The sequence below is a fragment of the Kordia jejudonensis genome, from assembly GCF_001005315.1.
Classification (GTDB): domain Bacteria; phylum Bacteroidota; class Bacteroidia; order Flavobacteriales; family Flavobacteriaceae; genus Kordia; species Kordia jejudonensis.
On sequence record NZ_LBMG01000010.1, the window covers coordinates 38,051 to 55,862 of the forward strand.

The following is a 17,812-nucleotide window of genomic DNA, read 5'->3' on the forward strand; positions in this document are numbered from 1 at the left end:
TTATAGTTTGACGATATTTTTGCTGATGCTTTCAATGAAACGTAAAAAATTCTTGAACATCACTTTCTTCTTTACATTACAAAACCGTATTTATTTTATTTAAAATGGCTTCTATATTTAATAGTGGAATGCTAAAAACTCCTGCGACAATGGCAAATTTTAAAATGTTATGCAATATTAAATAGTGTGATTTTGAAGTTGCTTTGTGTAGTATGAAAATAGAAATTAGTAATAGAAGAATGCTGCCATAAAAGTAAAATCGCATGTAACCCAAATCATATTGAGAAGTTAGAAATATCGTTACAAATATTGCAATAGCTGCAAATAGTGTGATGAATCCTTTGGAGACTTTTTCGCCGTAGATAACAGGAATTGTTTTGTAATTCTGAGCCAAATCACCTTTGATATTTTCCAAATCTTTGATGAATTCGCGAATAAGAATGAGCAAAAATAAAAAGGTTGCATGCACAAAAATAACGCTGCTGAGATTTCCGTAGTAGATAAAAACGGCAAAAAATGGCGTAATGACTAACATTGCCGAAGTAAGATTTCCTAAGAGTGGAATTTTCTTCATTTTATGCGAATAGAACCAAATTCCAAAAATGTAAGCTGAGAAAAAAATTACAGCATTCAACGAGACAAAACTTGCAATGACAGCCGAAATGAAATTCAACGTAAAGTATGCCATAATTTTGGTTCGCTGACTTACCAAACGATCTAACATGGACTTTTTGGGTCTGTTGATTAAATCTTTTTCTGCATCGTAAAAATTATTGATGATATATCCTGCGGCGATGGCTACTGCGGAAGCAAAAATTAACGCAAATAAATGTCCGTCAAAAGCAACTTCCATAAAGCCTTTATTGGGCGCTAAAATAAACTTAGCTGCCAAATATTGTGCTATTACGATAATGAGAATATTGTAGCCTCTTACAACAGAGAACAAGCTGAAGAGTTTGTAATAAAATAGCTTGCGTTTTCTAGATAACATGTGTGTCTAAACTTTAGAAGTTATAGACTACTTCAAGTTTGTAATCTTTTAATGTTTCTTTTGTTTTTTCGATATTTTGTGTGAATCCTAAAATGTATCCACCACCACCAGAACCACAAAGTTTCAGGTAATAATCGTTGGTTTCAATTCCTTGTTTCCAAAGCGAATGAAATTGTTTTGGAATCATCGGTTTGAAATTATTGAACACTACTTTTGATAAAGATTTAAGATTTCCAAACAATGATTTTACATCTCCTTTTAGGAAATCTTCCACACAGGAATCTGTATGTTTTATAAATTGATCTTTTAGCATGTTACGGAAACCTTCTTTCTTCATATTTTCCATAAAAATGTTGACCATCGGCGCAGTTTCGCCAATAATTCCGCTATCTAATAAAAATACGGCACCGTTTCCAACTTCGTTTTGAGAAGGAATTCCTGTAGGTTCAATATTGTCTTTCGAATTGATCAAAATTGGCAAACTCAAGTAACTGTTTAGTGGATCTAAACCAGAACTTTTTCCATGAAAGAATGATTCCATCGCACCAAAAATTTCCTTCAATTTTAGCAACTTTTCTCTCGTCAAGTTTTCTAAAACGGTAATTTTATCATGTGCATATTTATCATAAATAGAAGCCACCAAAGCACCAGAACTTCCAACTCCGTATCCTTGTGGAATAGAAGAATCAAAATACATTCCTTTCGCTAAATCATCTTTTAAGATTTCAATATCAAACGTTACTAATTCATTATCTAATGCATCTAAATGATCTGCGAATTTTACCAAGCTTTTGTTTGATTCAATGGCTTCTTGCGAAGGATTTTCATCAATTTTCAACGCTCCTTTGTAGAAATTGTAAGGAATAGATAATCCTTTAGAATCTTTGATGATTCCATATTCTCCAAAGAGTAAAATTTTTGAATAAAAAAGTGGTCCTTTCATTATTGCTACTTTGTTTGAGGCTTTTTATATATGTAAAATTACGCTTTTTTTGCTCCAAAACCTATTCTGTCACAAATGTGATGTCCATTTTGGCAAAATTTTACCAATTCTTCCTGAATAAATGGATATATGCTATCTTTTTCACTTTCAGGATATAATATATGAACGTTTGCTCCTGCATCGAGCGTGAAACAAATATGCGTTCCTGATTCTTGACGAAATTTCCAAATGCGATTGATGATTTCCAACGTATTTGGCTTCATTAAGATAAAATATGGCATTGACGTCATCATCATGGCATGAAGCGTTAAGGCTTCACTTTCAACAATAGCGATAAATGCGTCCAAATCGCCATCTGCTAAAACGGACTGAATTTTTGTTAGGTTTTCATGTGCTTGCGCAAAACGTTGTGCAGCAAACGGATGATTGTGCATCAAATTATGTCCAACTGTACTACTGACTTGCTTTTCGCCTTTGTCGACTAATAAAATAGTGTCGTGAAAGTTTTTGAAAACATCATGAACTTTGTACGGATATTTTACCGCGTATAAATCGTTGCTTCCAAACGTATCTTCGTGTGTTCCCCAAACTATTAAATCGCCTTCTATACTTCTACTTGCACTTCCAGAACCCAAGCGTGCTAAAAACGATGCTTTTTTGTTAAATTCTTCATCAGTCATACTCGGATTGAGTTCTTTTTCTAAACTCATTAAACATAACGCCAACGCGCTCATTCCTGATGCAGAAGATGCAATCCCGCTACTGTGTGGAAACGAATTTGAGGTTTCTATCGTGAAATCGTATTCTTTTAAAAATGGAAGGTATTGTGCTATTCGGTTTAAAAATGTATTGATTTTTGGTTTAAAATCATCTTTTTGTTTTCCTTCAAAGAATAATTCAAAAGAGAATTCTTCAGATACAGTTTCACGTTTTTTGTACGTCAATGTTGTAGTGGTTGCGCAGGCATCAAGTGTAAAACTGATCGAAGGATTTTGCGGAATTTGGTCTTCCTTTTTCCCCCAATATTTGATTAATGCAATGTTGCTTGGCGATTTCCAAGTGACGTTTCCGTTTTCAATACTTTTTGTGTATGCTTTCGGTAGAAATGTAGCTATTTCCATGGACGATTTTAAAATTTATGCAAAGATAAGGATTTTGGTATATTCGTATTGGCTTTGCCTGTTAGTATTTTAGTATCGCTTCGCTATGAGCACAAAGTAGAACGTACTTAACAGCTTAAAAAGCTATGGAATACAAATGAGAAACTCGCGTTTGCTTCTCGATACAATTTTCTTTATTTCATTTCAAAATTACTCGAAGTGATGGTGTTCGGTGTTCAAAACTACTTTGATATTTATAATTCAACATTCAGCATTTATTATTTTAGTCACGAATGATGTTCTTTGTTCTTTGTCAAGTTGTTGAGTTGTTGAGTTGTTGAAATACTTTAACATTTTGCATTTGAAAGCTCTTCTCAATACTCACTTCTAACTACTCAATTCTCAAAACTCAATACTATTCGCTACAATATAACTTCCTGTCCAAGCATTTTGAAAGTTAAATCCGCCAGTAATGGCATCAATGTTTAGAATTTCGCCGGCAAAGTATAGGTTTTTATGTTTGCGACTTTCAAAGGTTTTGAAGTTTACTTCTTTGAGATCAATGCCGCCAGCCGTGACAAATTCTTCTTTGAATGTACTTTTTCCTTTTACATTGAAAATTGCTTCTGTGAGTTGACTCGCCAATTGTTCTGTTTGTTGTTTGTTTAAATCTGCCCAGCGTGTTTGATCTTTAATTCCAGCTGCTTCGATGATTCGATGCCACAATCGTTTTGGCAATTCGAATGGATTGTTTTTTTGAACCGTTTTTTTAGCGAGTTCTATTTTAAAGTCTTTTATGTTGGTCATACAATCTTCTTTTGAAACCTCATCTAACCAATTGACTTTTATTTGAAAGTTATAGTTTTTATCTGCTAAAATTCGTGCGCCCCAAGCTGAAAGTTTAAGAATTCCTGGTCCACTCATTCCCCAATGTGTTATTAATAAAGGTCCGTTAGATTCTAGTTTTGTATCAACAACTGTTACACTTGCTTGTGTCGCAATTCCGAGCAAATCTTTGATGCGCGGATCTTTTATGTTGAATGTAAATAGTGAAGGAACCGCAGGAATAATCTTATGTCCGAGCGTTTCCAGTAAATTCCACATTTTTGGATTGCTTCCTGTTGTGAAAATTACGTTTGTAGCTTCCAGCGTTCCCTGATTTGTTTCTACCTGCCACAAATGGTTTGTTTTTGACACATTTTTTACGGCATGGTTGGTTCTAAAATCTACATTGTACATTCGCGCTTGACGCAAAAAACAATCAATAATCGTCTGCGAAGAATTTGTTACGGGAAATATTCGTCCATCATCTTCAATTTTGAGTTCCACGCCACGTTCTTCAAACCAGCCCATCGTATCGCCGCAACAAAACTGATGAAATGGTCCTAAAAGTTCTTTTTCGCCTCTTGGATAGTAATTTGTGAGTTCTTTAGGATCAAAACAAGCATGAGTAACATTGCAACGTCCGCCACCAGAAATACGTACTTTGGTCAAAAATTCTTTTCCTCTTTCGAGAATAACTACAGATTTCTCAGGATGTTTTTCTGCACAGTTAATTGCTGTGAAAAATCCTGCCGCGCCGCCGCCAATGATGAGTACGTCTATAGGTTGCATGTTTGATTTGATTAAAAGATTCAAAGATTCAAAGATCGTAAAGAAATACTTTTTATTTTAAAATTCAACATTTTACGTTTATAATTTCTAAATCATAAACTCTTCTTAATACGCATGTAAAATTTCGTCTTCCGTAAGGAAAGCAGTATTTTTACAAAAACCCATGATACATGATACTTACATTTTTTAAACGTTTATCGATTATTTTATTGTTTACACATTGCACTGTTAATTACGGTCAACTCAATATGATTGCCCATTTGCAAGGCGATTTACAGGAGGTTTCAGGAGTTGAGATGACAAGTGATTCTAATGGTTTTTATATGATAAATGATGGCGGAAATGGTTCAAAATTGTATTTTGTAAATTCAAAAGGAAAGATTGAAAAAACGGCAAATATTCAAGCAAAGAATAATGATTGGGAAGATTTAACCACTGATTCCGAAGGAAATTTATATGTGGGTGATTTTGGAAATAACGAAAATGAACGAAAGCATTTGAAAATTTATAAGTTGTCGGCATCGGATTTGGCAACTAAGAAAAATATTGATCCGATAACAATTGAGTTTTCGTTTCCAGATCAGAAAAAGTTTCCACCAAAGAAGAATGATAGACATTTTGATGTAGAGTCGTTTTTTCACCATAATGGGAACTTGTATTTGTTTACAAAAAGTCGTTCAAAAAAAGCATACGGACGTACAAATTTGTATAAAATTCCTGCAACAGCTGGAAAACACAAAGCGCAATTTATTAGCACATTTACTACTTGTGACGACATGGATTGTTGGGTAACTTCCGCCGCTATAAGTCCTGATGGAAAAAAAGTAGTATTACTTTCGCATGAAAATGTATGGCAGTTTACCAATTTTAAAGGAGATGACTTTTTGAATGGAAAGATGACAAAGTTTGATTTGGATCACAAGTCACAGAAAGAAGGCATTTGTTTTAAAGACACTAATACGGTATACATTACCGACGAAGGCTCACATGGTAAAGGACGAAATTTATACGTATTTCCACTTGATTAATGGGTATTATTTTCTTGTGAAGTAGTTTTTCCGTAATTTGATTGTTATTAATCTATTAAATTACCACCATGTCTAACTACGTAAAAGGAATTGACATTTCATACAATCAAGGAAATTTGATTGATGCTATTGACACCAATAATACCGATATATCGTTTGTAATTTGCAAAGCAACTGGCGGAATTACGATTCAAGATCCAGATTTTGCACACAATTGGGAAACCATTCCTCAAAAGGGTTTTATTAGAGGAACCTACCATTTTTATTATACCAACGATGCCGCACAATCGCAAGCAGATAACTTTTTTAATGTCGTTGGAAATAGTTATCCAACGGACGCGTTGCCGCCAATTGTTGATTTTGAAGAATCGAGTATTAAAACGACAGATAAAAGTCAAATTGTAGAAGATTTGTTATCTTTTTTAAATCTTATAGCGCAAAAATACGGTCGTACTCCAATGATTTATAGCAATGCAAATACGGCAAACGAGTATTTAAACGATCAACGACTTGCCGCGTATCCACTTTGGGTTGCCAATCCTGATGCTTCCGAACCGACATTGCCAACTAATTGGACAAATTGGACATTATGGCAATATAGTTTTACAGGAAATATTAATGGTGTTACGGTGGATGAAGATTATTTTAATGGAAATTTACAAGCTATGAAACGATTTATTTCACAAAGTATCATTTCTAGTTAAGTCTGTAAATACGGCATGTTTATTTTGCGTAGCTTTGCATTTTGAAAGGAAATTAAATGAGCGATATACAATTGACACGAATCAATAAGTTTTTAAGTGAAGCCGGTTACTGTTCGCGCAGAGCTGCTGATAAATTAATTGAACAACGACGCGTTACGATTAACGGTGTAGTGCCTGCAATGGGAACTAAAATTGCACCTGGCGATGAAGTACGTGTGGACGGCAAATTGATTTCTGATCCGAAAGAGAAACCTGTGTATTTGGCGTTTAATAAACCTGTTGGAATTGTGTGTACAACCGACACAAAAGTTGAGAAGGATAATATTATTGATTATATTAATTATCCGAGTCGAATTTTTCCTATTGGTCGTTTAGATAAGCCTAGTGAAGGTTTAATTTTCCTTACAAGTGACGGCGATATTGTGAATAAAATTTTGCGTGCGCGAAATAATCATGAGAAAGAATACGAAGTAACGGTAAATCGTCCTATAACCGATGATTTTATTCAAAAAATGGGCGATGGAATTCCTATTTTGGGAACGCTGACACGACAATGTGAAGTGGAACAACTTACGAAGTATACTTTCAAAATTATCTTAACACAAGGGTTGAATCGTCAAATTCGAAGAATGTGTGAGTATTTGGATTATAATGTGGTAAAGTTGAAACGTACGCGAATTATGCACATTCCATTAGATGTTCCTGTTGGACAATGGCGTGATTTGACTGCGGAAGAACTGCAAGGTATTTATGATTCTACAAATCATTCTTCAAAAACGCATCTTGATAAAACTTAATAAGGTATTTAGTGTAGCTTAACGTCAGTTCGATATAAGTGATTCAATTCATATTTATAATTGAGCTTAGAAACTCCTTACTAAACACCACTTTTTCAGTATTTTATTTTCATTTTCTTTGCTTTCCCAAAGAAAAGAAACAAAAGAAAAGTATCGAACTAAATTTTTAACGTCGAAATCAGGTTAGCTTATATTCAAAATCAGGAATTTCCTTTATTACATAGTCCATGGAGATACTATTTACTGTTGGTTTGACATCTGCAATGTTCAAGATTCTTTTAGGAATTGTCAAACTACTTAAATCTATATGAATCCATTCATCTCTGTATACTTGAATGGACGTTAACATTGCCAATCTATCAAATGTATTGTTGGTTTCTTCTATAAATTGTAACCCTTCACACAATTCAATTCGGTTGCTTCGCTTTATTTTTTCTGCGTTTGTATGAATGAACTCAGTGTCAAATTCCAAGACGGTTTTTAACACTTTAAATCGTGATTCAAATTTATTGTTGATTATTAATTCCGTATCTGCATTCATCAATGTCAAGTCTAACTTTATGTTTTGCGGAATCATAATGACATCTTTTCGCAATTGAGAAACTAGATTTAGTGCTATTGGCACTTGTTGTTCTTTTACCAAACCAAACTGCATCGTTTCACTTATGAAAATGTCTATTTCTTCTTTTTTGTTTGTTTTGTGTTTGGAAGCATCTTCTTGTATAATTTCCGCAACGTATTCTTCTATTTCTAACTTCTTTATCAATCTTTTTAAACAAGCAATTGTATCCTTATTGACTTCTAATAACGTTAGTTGTAATTGATCACTCGTATATTTTGTGAGTAATGGCAGAATGAGCATTGCAAACGGACCTGTACCTGCATACATGATTTTTATTGTTGTCGATTTTTGTTGTTGCACGTGTTGTACAGCTTTCAAAATTCCTCTAATAAATTGTCGTGTACGAATAATATCTACCACACACATGGCAGCATCTCGTGTGTTTAAAGCAATACCGTTTTCAAACTGAATGTCTGCATCTTTGATGGGCTCATGAAACTCCAATTGCGTAAGTTCTATTAAAAACTTCATAAATTCTTGCAACTTATCTCTTAGTGATTGATAATTGATATCGTCTAACAATAGTTCCTCTGTGATATTTTCTATAATTTCTCTGTGTTGCATTGCGATGTATTAAAAGCCAAAGATATCTTTAAATTTATACGATTGACGTCGAGAAACTTCAATTTGTTGTCCAGAATTTTTCATCACGGCTTTTAACTTTCCGTTGAACCAAGGAATTACTTTTTCTATATGGTTGAGATTGATGATTTGTTGTCGATTCACTCTAAAAAAAGTTTCTTCAGGTAGTTTCGCTTCTATTTGATTGAGCGATTTGTAGATTAACGGTGTGTGATCTTCAAAATATACACGTGTGTAGTTTCCAACGATTTCAAAAACAGCAATTTCAGCAATTTTTATCAACCAACAGTTTTCGCCATCTTTTATAAATATCTGACGATGCAATTCAAACGGTTTTTCATCAGTTGCTTCTTTTTCAATAGTTGCCACTACTTTTTCTATTGTTTTGGAAAATCGATCTTGATTGATGGGTTTTAGCAAGTAATCAAACGCATTGTATTCAAACGATTTTATAGCATATTCATCATACGCTGTGGTAAAAATTGTAAGTGGTACATTTTCTAACATTTCCAACAATTCAAAACCATTTTTTTCTGGCATATTGATGTCTAAAAACAGAATTTGTGGTTGCACATCGTTTATTAAATCATACGCTTTATCTACATTTTCAGCTTCGCCAAGCAATTCAATTTGCGGATGTTTTTTGAGCAATTCTTTTAATTCGTTTCGTGCCAAACGAGAATCTTCTACGATAACTGCGGTGATATTTTCCATACTACGATACAGGTATTTGAATGATGGCATGTACTTCGTCTGCAACTTCTTTTAGTGTAAAATTTGCATCATTTCCATAGTGTAATTCCAAGCGTTTTTTAATATTGTTTAATCCGATTTGAGTAGAATCTGTCTCCGTTTGAAGCGTTCCTGTATTGTTGACTTGCAGGATAATTTTATCATTATTATCTGTGACAATCAAGGTTATTTTTCCACCATTTTTTTGATTGGAAACTCCATGTTTGATGGCATTTTCGACCAACATTTGCAAAATCATTGGCGGAATTTTAATTTGTGTGAGCTCATTTTTTACTTCTTGCACATATTCCAATCGATCTTCTAGTTGTATTTTGGATAATGCTATGTAATTGTCTACAATTTCGAGTTCTTCTTCGATACGAATGACATCAACTTTATTCATGTTTAGCGAATAGCGTAACATTTCCGAAAGTCGTGTGAGCATGTCTCTTGCTTTGTCAACATCTTCTAACATTAATCCGCGAATATTGTTGAGACTGTTGAACATAAAGTGCGGATTCAGTTGTCCTTTTAGCGTATTTAGTTGTGAATCTTTTAGTTCAGTTTCAAGCCGTAAACGATCAATTTTGTTTTTGCGCAAGCGTGCTAATGACTTGATTACGATGTAAAAGATGAGCCAAAAGAAGATAAAAATAGCAATATTTAGCGTTGTTGATAAGAATTCTAATGCTGAAATTTCTAATGATCTTCCGTTGATATATGAAAATGCATAGTACGATCCTCCAATGAGTAGTATGGTAAAAATCCAAGAAGCCAATCCGTATGCGATGAATACTCGTATGTAGTTTTTTTGATTTTGATTGGCGACAAAATTAATTCGTTTTAGATAATTTCTAAGAAGTGTCGTCAACCCAATTCCTAAGACGATAAAAAACAATCCTTCAAAGAAAAAGTAGATGGCTTTGCTTTTTTCTTCGGGCACAAAGTACATTTTGGACCAAACATTTGCGGCGGTTATAAATCCCCAACCTATAATTTGTAATACCCAGAATAGTATTGTGTTTATTTTGGATGAATTTGCCATGGCTTAAATATACTTGTAAAATTTGAAATGCACTTTTTGACGAACTTTATTTGGCGTCAAAAAAGTGCATTTTTTTGGGTTGGTTATTAGAATCGTTTGTTGATCCAGTTTGAAATGTATGTCAACGCTACTGGAGCAAATGTTTCTTCTATTTCTGAGTATTCGCTTAAAGCGCCTGTTTCTGAAGTTTGAAATAAATGATTTAAATCTTTAAACTGTTTGATGGTAACATCGTTATTGTTTTTCAAGCCTTTTTCAATAGACTTTAGATTTAATTCTGGCAGTACTTGAAAATCTTTTTCTCCATTGACCGCTAATACAGGACAAGTTACTTTTGGTAATGTTGTTTGTGGATTGTATCCTAAAAAAGTTCTCATCCAAGGAGCGGTAATCATTGTTACTTGTGTAGTTATAGCCGATTCTGTAAATTCTGTTTTCGCTTTTTCAGAAGTCATCTTAGCACGTAACTCTTCAAAGAGTTTAGTGATTTCTTTTTTTGAAGCTTCACCTTTGTAATTGTCGATAATTTCAAATACTTTGACATATGTTTTCTGAGAATTTTCTATATCAATTGCTGGATAATTTTCCAACTCGGAAGCTCTTTTGGCTTGTGTTAGTAATACTTCTTTTCCATCAACTCCAGGACCTGCAAGCAATACACAAAATGCTACATTGTTGTTTCTTGCAGCAACAATTGGTGCAATGAGTCCACCTTCACTATGACCAACCAAACCTATTTTATTGGTATCAACAACGTCTTTTCTTGTTTGTAAATATGCCATTGCAGCTTCTACATCTGTTGCAAAGTCAAATGACGTTGCAGATGCGAAATCGCCTTCTGATTGTGCGGTTCCTCTATCGTCATAACGTAAAACTGCAATTCCGTTTCGCGTTAAATGATCTGCCAAAACTAAAAATGGTTTGTGTCCCAATAATTCTTCATTCCGATTTTGTGGACCTGAACCGCTGATAAGAATTACAACTGGTGGATTTTTCACATTTTGTGGCAAAGTTAAGGTTCCTGCAAGTTTGATGTTTCCTGCTTTAGCATTTTCAAAAGTGATATCTTCTGAAGCGTATGGATAGGGTTTTTTAGGTTCTTGTGGTTTTGGTTTTTTTTCTGTTTTTTCTACTTTTTCGCCTTTTTCTAAATCTAATGGAAATACTTGTCCTGATTGTTTAAATGTTCCTTTGAACATTCCACCTTCATAGGTTGCTGTATATTCCATTCCCATTTGACTTTGTGAAATTGTCAATTGATTGTTTTCAAACGTAGTTTTATCAATCGGAATTCCAAAGGCACCTTGTTTTGGACTGTCTAATGTAGCCGAATATTCGCCATCAGCTTCTGAAATATTGAGTGCTAATGGAAGTTCCATTCCTTGTACTTTTAAAGCACCTTTCCAAGTTCCTGAAATGTCTTGCGCGGAAGCTAAAACGGTAGCTAAGAAAAACGCTATTGTAAAAACAATTTTGTATAAAGTAAATGATTGCATGTCTGTTTGTTTTTTGATTACGATGTAAAAGTAGTCTGCAACGTCGTTTTACACAACGAAATTATGACGAACGGAAATTAGCTTATGCCGAACGGTTTTTGAACTATTGAATGTTGAAAAAAGAGCTGAACATTCTATATTTGACTTCAAAAGTGTAATGGTTATTGCCAAATATCGTTATACATTACTGAAAAATCATCAACCTCAACTACTTCTATACCAACTGATTTTAAGAAAAATTTCTTTCCAGCAGTTCCTGGATTGTTTTCTGAAGCGGGCATTATATACCAACCTTTGTGACTGAAATTTGGAAAGCGTTTGAAAAACTTGGCACGTTGAATGAGTAACCAACGGAAGAAAACTTCGGTTTCATCTAAGCCTAATCCAAAAATACAAATCGATTTGTTGAATATGATGTCTATCCACGTGTTGTTCGTATTCCAAGGATTGACACCTTCCGTGATAGTTTGACCGTAATTGTTGTTAACCAATTTTCGAGCGCGTTCTACATTTCCCATATATTCAGACAAACCAAGTTTGATACTTCTGTGGTATTTTATCATTCCATTTACATACCAAACTCCAAAACCGTCTAGTGGACTTTTTAGTTTGTTTGGCGCGTAGTACGAAGTCCAAGGATAGAAGTCTGTAAAACTTGTTCCTAAGATTTTATGTGCTGATAATTGCATTGATTTTGGAATGAGATCGTCAAAGTTTGTCGTCAGAATTGGCGCATCAAACGATTTTATTTTATCCAATATTAAATTTTGATCATTATTGGGTTGCCAATCGCGCATACTACTTTGTACATCTTTTTGCAATTGTGTAGAAAATCCTGTTTGGGTTACGTTTTGCAAATTGAGCGCGTCATAAAATTCTATAAATGATATCCCTGCTGGAATTTCCGAAATGGGTTCTTCTGAGTGTTTTTTCCATAAATCAAGCAGCAAATCGTTCCAAGAAATATTATCTTTTTGAAAACTTAAATTGATTCCGTTTCCTATGACAAATGCCAAATCATTTTCGTTATCGGAAAATAGTTGTTTGATTTCTGCTGCTGTTTTTTTCATGGTTTTCAGTAGTTTTGGTTATAAAAAATCATTCTTTTTTTCGCTTCCCTATTTCTTCTAGTATGACTTTTGCTTGTTTTTTAAATTTTTCTAATTCGGGTAAGAATACTTTATAGGTTATGAAATAAATCGTTGCAACTCTGTTTTTATAGTCAGGATCTTTTAATGCATATGCTACAAATTCTTTGTTGGGTTTAAAAGAGATTAAATCTGCCCACCATGTATAGTTTTTCTTGAAGTGTGAGTAGTTTTCTTTGAAATCAGTAGCACGCATGTCGTCATCAATCTTTATTTCACGCAAACGTTCTGTATAAAATTCTATGATTTGCGTTGGCAAACTATCAGTATAACTATCGGTATTAAAGTCTGTAAGCTGATTGTATCCGCGTTTGTTGAATGTAATTTCGGGAAAACCAATGGTTAGGTATGTGTACTGCGGATTTATCACATAATCGATAGCACGCACAGAATCATTGAGGATTTTTGTGTACAATGGATCAACCGTTTTGTAAAAGCTTTGAATTTCGTCTATTTCTTTTAAATCATTTTGTAAATCGCTCTCAATAATACCGTAAATGTTGAGTAATTGTTGTTTTTCTTTTCTACTAGAATTCCAATTGTTTAGTGAAACTGCAATTAGAATTCCTATCACAACCAAAATAATTTCTCCTGTAGCGTACGCGATGTATTTCCCTATTTTTTTGTTTTTCAAAAGCTGGCTTCTTTGGTTTCTGAATAGTTTCATATGGTTCGATTTGGTTAGAATCCGAATCCTACACCAAATGCAAAACGTCCGCCATCATCAGAACTAAATAGTGAGAAACGCGCTGTTAGCATGTCTGCTCCACTAAGCCAAATTCCGCCACCGAGCGAAGTATTCCATTTTTTTGAAGGATCATTTTCAGCCCAGACTCTACCGTAATCAAATCCGCCAAAAAGACCAACATTTACAGGTAACAGTCTTGTTTTTATTTTGCGAAGATTTAATCGAATGTCCGTAGATTGTACAAAGGCACTTTTACCCGTAAAGCGTTCGTGTCTGAAACCTCGTAAACCCGTGCGTGCGCCTAAAGAAGCACCTTGATAGAACTCAAATTCGTCTCCAAAATTAACATGTCCGCGTAATTTTGTCGCTAATACTAATTGTCCGCTTGCTATTAATCGATGATCTATAGAAAATTCTGGAATTACATACGCAAACCCTTTGGAAGTACTTACATTGTTTTTGTATCCTGTTTCTAAACTTACTTCGATTCCCATGGTTGGAAATGCTGCATTGTCCACATTTTTAAAGTGATATTTTGCGTTGACGCCAAAGAAATCTTGTTGATCAAACACACTTGAATTTGCAGGGAAATTTTGTTCTAAAAAGCGTCCAGGTGTACGTTCTATTTCATTGCTTTCGTATGATAATCCTGCTCGAAAGCTTCCACCAAGTTGACCGCGCCATATTAATGATGGTGTAAATCGTATGGTTCGTATTTTTACACGATTGTAATCTAAATCGACATCCAAACCATCGTTTTCATCTGCTTCTGGATTTGGCGTGTTATTTCCAAATCCGAAGAAGTTTACGGCGTAGTTTGGACTGGTAAAATCTAGATTTAATAATAAATTCCAACGTCCGATAACGTTTCCAAATTCGCCTGTATATCCAAAGTCAAATCCGCTAGTAGCGAAATAGTATGAACCTCTAAAGGTATGACGCGATGTAAATGGATTGCGTTCAAAACCGTAGTCAGTAATGGTTGTAGCGAATCCTAGTTTGAAACCATCATCAGGATTGAATCCTAAAGTTGGTAATATTTGTGTAGCACCGTTTTTTATCTTTTTGTAATCGTATACATTGGTATCGTAATTGTCGGTTAATATTCTGTTTCCTTTTGTCGTTAGAAAGGTATTTTTCTTTGATTTGTAATCGTAATAAGTAATTTTTTTCCCGTTTCTAATTTTGTATGTGTCGTTATTTTGGCCACCAATTAAACGAATTTTAATGTATTCATCTCCTATTCCGTATACATCAAAAACGTCATCATCGTCTAAAGCGTAAATCCAAATTTCTTCTGTTTCTTCACTATTATATGTACGTTCATGAAAGATGTCTTTCCGTTTTCCATCTTTTATTCTGTATGCTGTTACTTTGGTTTTACCATTTGGCAAACGTTGCACATCAAACCAATCGTCTTTGTTGGTTCCTTTTATAATAGCAAGTTTGTTGAGCAATTTATAGTAACGATCTGAGATCGCCTGAAGATTTTCGCGTCTTGAACTCAACTTTTGTTTAATGGATTCCATTTGCGCATCGCGTACAGCTTCTGGAAATTGTAAGAATGCTTTTTCAATAACTTCATCCGTCAAGCCTTCTTGAATTGCTTTTACTTGCGCATCCCAAACATCTTTTCCTGATTGTAAAATTAACGTCATATCTAATGGATATGGCTCAACATTGATACCTTTTACATCTTTTAGATCGCCACTGTATTCTCGTAATAAACGTGCAGTTGGAATTATTTTTACAGCTGTAGAAAGTAAGAATCCATCTGACATTTTGGAAAAAGCCTGATCGCGATCTCTCGGCAATGGACGAAATACACGTTGTCCGTTTTCTCTGAATTCTATCCAACGCCATTGATCTTGGTGTCTGTCCCAATCACCAATTAGCATATCAAATAAACGCGCACGAATGTAAGATGCTTCATCTAATATAACGTCTTCATCTTTGTCGAGCTTTTTTAGCATGTCATCCGTACTTTCTAAATCGTTTTGAAATCCGAAACTCGCTTTGTCATCGTGACCTTCAGAAGTATGTTCTTCAATCATATACAATTCGCCACCAAAATCGTCATTGAAATCTCCGAGTGCTTTTTGTTTTGGAACATAGTATAAAACAGGATTTGTGTGGTAAACGCCAACAGCATCTGCCAACGTACCTACGGCAAATGGTGCGTATGGATGTGCTCCAGAGAACACATCTAAAAGCAAGTCTTCTGTAACCGTATCGTCAAATTGTCCTTTTATGAATTGATCTTTGAATAAAACCGCTTGTAAATAGCGTAGTGCTTGTTTTCGCAAGGCTCGCATAACGTATTGCGCTCCGTTTTTGTCTTCTAGTCGTAACGATTTTGATTGGTTTCCACCACCTTTTCGAACAGGTTTTAGTCCACCAAACAAGGTATCTAAATCAACCGTTGGCGCAGTTACTGGTGTGCTGTATTGTTCACGATAACGTTCGCCCCAAAGAAACTTGTAAAATCCAGACTTATTAGTTTCCTCTTTTGTATAGATTGATGCCGAAACTTCTTTTGGAAATGTTTCAGGATATACAACATCAACTTCTGCTGCTTCTTTTCTGATGACTTGTGTTTCATATACAATTTTATTGTCTACCGCACTGTAAAAACGCACATATGATGAACCGTCTTTAAAGACATCTAAACGTGCAAATCCATACGTTCCGTAGGTGAATTTTGCGCCACCAACTCTGCGAGTTCCAGACATTTTAGCTCCAGAACCACTTACGATTTGTCGCAAATTATCTTCTACAATATATTGTAAACTGTGTTCGTGTCCTGAAACAAAAATGACTTTATCGTTTTCTTGCGATAAGGTAATGATGCGTTTTCTTAGTTCGTTGTAACGTTTGTTGGACTGATCAACGTTTGCTGTTCCGCTAGTAGAACGCACTAAGTTTTTTATAGTTCCCAAAATTGGAACTGGCGACATATGAGTGTTGAAGGTGTATTGTGCATTGTGAGGTCCGTACGTATACATTGGATGGTGTAAAGCAACTATGGTAGTTTTTCCACGTGCTTTTTTGACCAAACTGCTATATTCTTCTAGAAATTTTGTGCGTGTTTTTATTTGACAATCGTCATTCATTGTTGGATGGTAATCCCAATTGGTAATGTACCACTGTGTATCAATTAAAATGAGTTCTATGTCATCACTTATGTGAATTTTTTCTATTGGACAACCGTTTTCGGGTAGAAATGTGTTTTTCCCAAGAATATCCTCAATATATTTTTCTTGTCGTTTTAGTCCTTCTAAACCTTTGCTATACCAATCGTGATTCCCAGGAATAAAAATAGTTTCTCCTTCGAAATTTTTTACAATGCTAGTTTGCGCATCTAATTGATGTGCCGCAAATTCTCTTTTTTTATTTGATTTTTTTGGTAAACCTAAAGGATAAATATTATCTCCTAAAAAAATTGCCGTACTATTTTTGGAAGCTTTTTGCAGTTCTTTTTCCATCATCTGCAAGGCAATGGCTTTTTTACCTAATGCAGAGTTTCCTGCATCTCCAATTAAATAGAAAGAGTGTTTTATTTCCTTATCTTTAGGGAAAGTACTAGGAACCTGATCATTAGCGTATTGTGCTTCGAAGGTTGCGCATGCAGTAAACATTAATAAAAGAACTATTATTCCTACCGATTGTAACGATTTTATCATTGGTTAGCGTTTTAGCACCTTAAAGATACTGATTCATTTGCAAAATGTTAATATATGATGCTGTAGTTTTCTAAAAAGTGAATGACTTTCTGTTCGGGCATTTCACAAGGTTTTAAAATTTCATGCTGACTTGTACAATAGTAATTAAGACTTATGAAATTGTTTCCTCCTAATTCTTCCGCATAAATTTTGAAACTATTGCCTGAGTTAAATTCACTTTTAGTGACACCATATTTTTTGTCATTATAATGTACTTCCGAATACCCAAGTGGCAATTGTTGAATTTTTTCTAGTAGTTTCATTTGATTAGTTTTTGCAACCATTTTTCCAATTCTTCTTTACGCGGATTTCGAAGTTTTTTATGTCCAATAGTTAGTGTTGGAAAGTTTAACTTCCTATTTTCGTATAGATTTCGTAGTGCTTCCGCGTGTGCTTCATTTTCTCTGACATCTAAAAATTGATATGAAAGTTCTTTCTCTTCAAGCAGCGCTTTGTAATAATTAGTTTTGTGGCAACTTGCCGTTCCGTATAATTTTATTTCAGGAAAATGTTTCATATAATTATAGTCTTCTCTTTTAGTTAAACTTACATAAAAAATATTTCAAAAAATCTTAGAAATTATGTCTTAAAATAAATACT

The 17,812-nt window shown here is 34.4% G+C and carries 16 protein-coding genes; 3 read left to right on the top strand and 13 right to left on the bottom strand.

Features of this window, described 5'->3' with window-relative positions:
* Positions 1-76: 76 nt before the first annotated feature.
* The 4 genes from AA089_RS07305 to AA089_RS07320 form a co-directional block, all read right to left on the bottom strand.
* Positions 77-991 (bottom strand): geranylgeranylglycerol-phosphate geranylgeranyltransferase, encoded by a 915-nt coding sequence (locus tag AA089_RS07305; protein ID WP_046756281.1) that lies wholly within the window; start codon positions 989-991, stop codon positions 77-79.
* Positions 992-1,004: 13 nt separating this feature from the next.
* Positions 1,005-1,934: a mevalonate kinase family protein gene (locus AA089_RS07310; protein ID WP_046756282.1), complete on the bottom strand. Its 930-nt coding sequence runs from the start codon at positions 1,932-1,934 to the stop codon at positions 1,005-1,007.
* A 38-nt stretch (positions 1,935-1,972) separates the two neighbouring features.
* Positions 1,973-3,055, bottom strand: coding sequence for a diphosphomevalonate/mevalonate 3,5-bisphosphate decarboxylase family protein (locus AA089_RS07315; RefSeq protein WP_046756283.1), 1,083 nt, complete (start codon positions 3,053-3,055; stop codon positions 1,973-1,975).
* A gap of 381 nt (positions 3,056-3,436) precedes the next feature.
* Positions 3,437-4,648 carry a BaiN/RdsA family NAD(P)/FAD-dependent oxidoreductase gene (locus AA089_RS07320; RefSeq protein WP_046756284.1) on the bottom strand — a complete coding sequence of 404 codons (1,212 nt, stop codon included), beginning with the start codon at positions 4,646-4,648 and terminating at the stop codon, positions 3,437-3,439.
* A gap of 170 nt (positions 4,649-4,818) precedes the next feature.
* On the opposite strand from AA089_RS07320, the gene AA089_RS07325 reads away from it, so the two are divergent.
* The 3 genes from AA089_RS07325 to rluF all read left to right on the top strand — a co-directional run bounded on the left by AA089_RS07325 (position 4,819) and on the right by rluF (position 7,177).
* Positions 4,819-5,676 carry an NHL repeat-containing protein gene (locus AA089_RS07325; RefSeq protein ID WP_046756285.1) on the top strand — a complete coding sequence of 286 codons (858 nt, stop codon included), beginning with the start codon at positions 4,819-4,821 and terminating at the stop codon, positions 5,674-5,676.
* Between the two features lie 68 nt (positions 5,677-5,744).
* Positions 5,745-6,380: a GH25 family lysozyme gene (locus tag AA089_RS07330; RefSeq protein WP_053002263.1), complete on the top strand. Its 636-nt coding sequence runs from the start codon at positions 5,745-5,747 to the stop codon at positions 6,378-6,380.
* Positions 6,381-6,436: 56 nt separating this feature from the next.
* Entirely contained in the window at positions 6,437-7,177 is a 741-nt protein-coding gene (gene rluF / locus AA089_RS07335; protein WP_046756286.1) for a 23S rRNA pseudouridine(2604) synthase RluF, read from the top strand.
* A gap of 178 nt (positions 7,178-7,355) precedes the next feature.
* Here rluF and AA089_RS07340 read toward each other — a convergent pair whose 3' ends face one another.
* From AA089_RS07340 to AA089_RS07380, 9 genes are all read right to left on the bottom strand, one after another.
* On the bottom strand, positions 7,356-8,363 hold the full coding sequence (locus AA089_RS07340; protein WP_046756287.1) for an SAM-dependent methyltransferase: 1,008 nt from the start codon (positions 8,361-8,363) through the stop codon (positions 7,356-7,358).
* A gap of 9 nt (positions 8,364-8,372) precedes the next feature.
* Positions 8,373-9,095, bottom strand: a complete 723-nt coding sequence (locus AA089_RS07345; protein ID WP_046756288.1) for a LytR/AlgR family response regulator transcription factor — start codon at positions 9,093-9,095, stop codon at positions 8,373-8,375.
* A gap of 1 nt (position 9,096) precedes the next feature.
* Entirely contained in the window at positions 9,097-10,158 is a 1,062-nt protein-coding gene (locus AA089_RS07350; RefSeq protein WP_046756289.1) for a sensor histidine kinase, read from the bottom strand.
* Between the two features lie 86 nt (positions 10,159-10,244).
* Positions 10,245-11,654 carry an alpha/beta hydrolase family protein gene (locus tag AA089_RS07355; protein ID WP_046756290.1) on the bottom strand — a complete coding sequence of 470 codons (1,410 nt, stop codon included), beginning with the start codon at positions 11,652-11,654 and terminating at the stop codon, positions 10,245-10,247.
* A 161-nt stretch (positions 11,655-11,815) separates the two neighbouring features.
* A complete protein-coding gene (locus AA089_RS07360; protein WP_046756291.1) occupies positions 11,816-12,724 on the bottom strand; it encodes an SIR2 family protein in 909 nt (302 codons plus the stop codon).
* A 28-nt stretch (positions 12,725-12,752) separates the two neighbouring features.
* On the bottom strand, positions 12,753-13,436 hold the full coding sequence (locus AA089_RS23600) for a DUF6090 family protein (RefSeq protein WP_053002265.1): 684 nt from the start codon (positions 13,434-13,436) through the stop codon (positions 12,753-12,755).
* A 47-nt stretch (positions 13,437-13,483) separates the two neighbouring features.
* A complete protein-coding gene (locus tag AA089_RS07370; protein ID WP_046756292.1) occupies positions 13,484-17,173 on the bottom strand; it encodes a metallophosphoesterase in 3,690 nt (1,229 codons plus the stop codon).
* 47 nt (positions 17,174-17,220) lie between these two features.
* Complete coding sequence (locus tag AA089_RS07375) at positions 17,221-17,475, bottom strand: hypothetical protein (RefSeq protein ID WP_046756382.1); 255 nt, start codon at positions 17,473-17,475, stop codon at positions 17,221-17,223.
* Positions 17,472-17,729, bottom strand: coding sequence for a glutaredoxin family protein (locus tag AA089_RS07380; protein ID WP_046756293.1), 258 nt, complete (start codon positions 17,727-17,729; stop codon positions 17,472-17,474). Before AA089_RS07380 ends, AA089_RS07375 begins: the two co-directional genes overlap by 4 nt.
* Positions 17,730-17,812 lie beyond the last annotated feature (83 nt).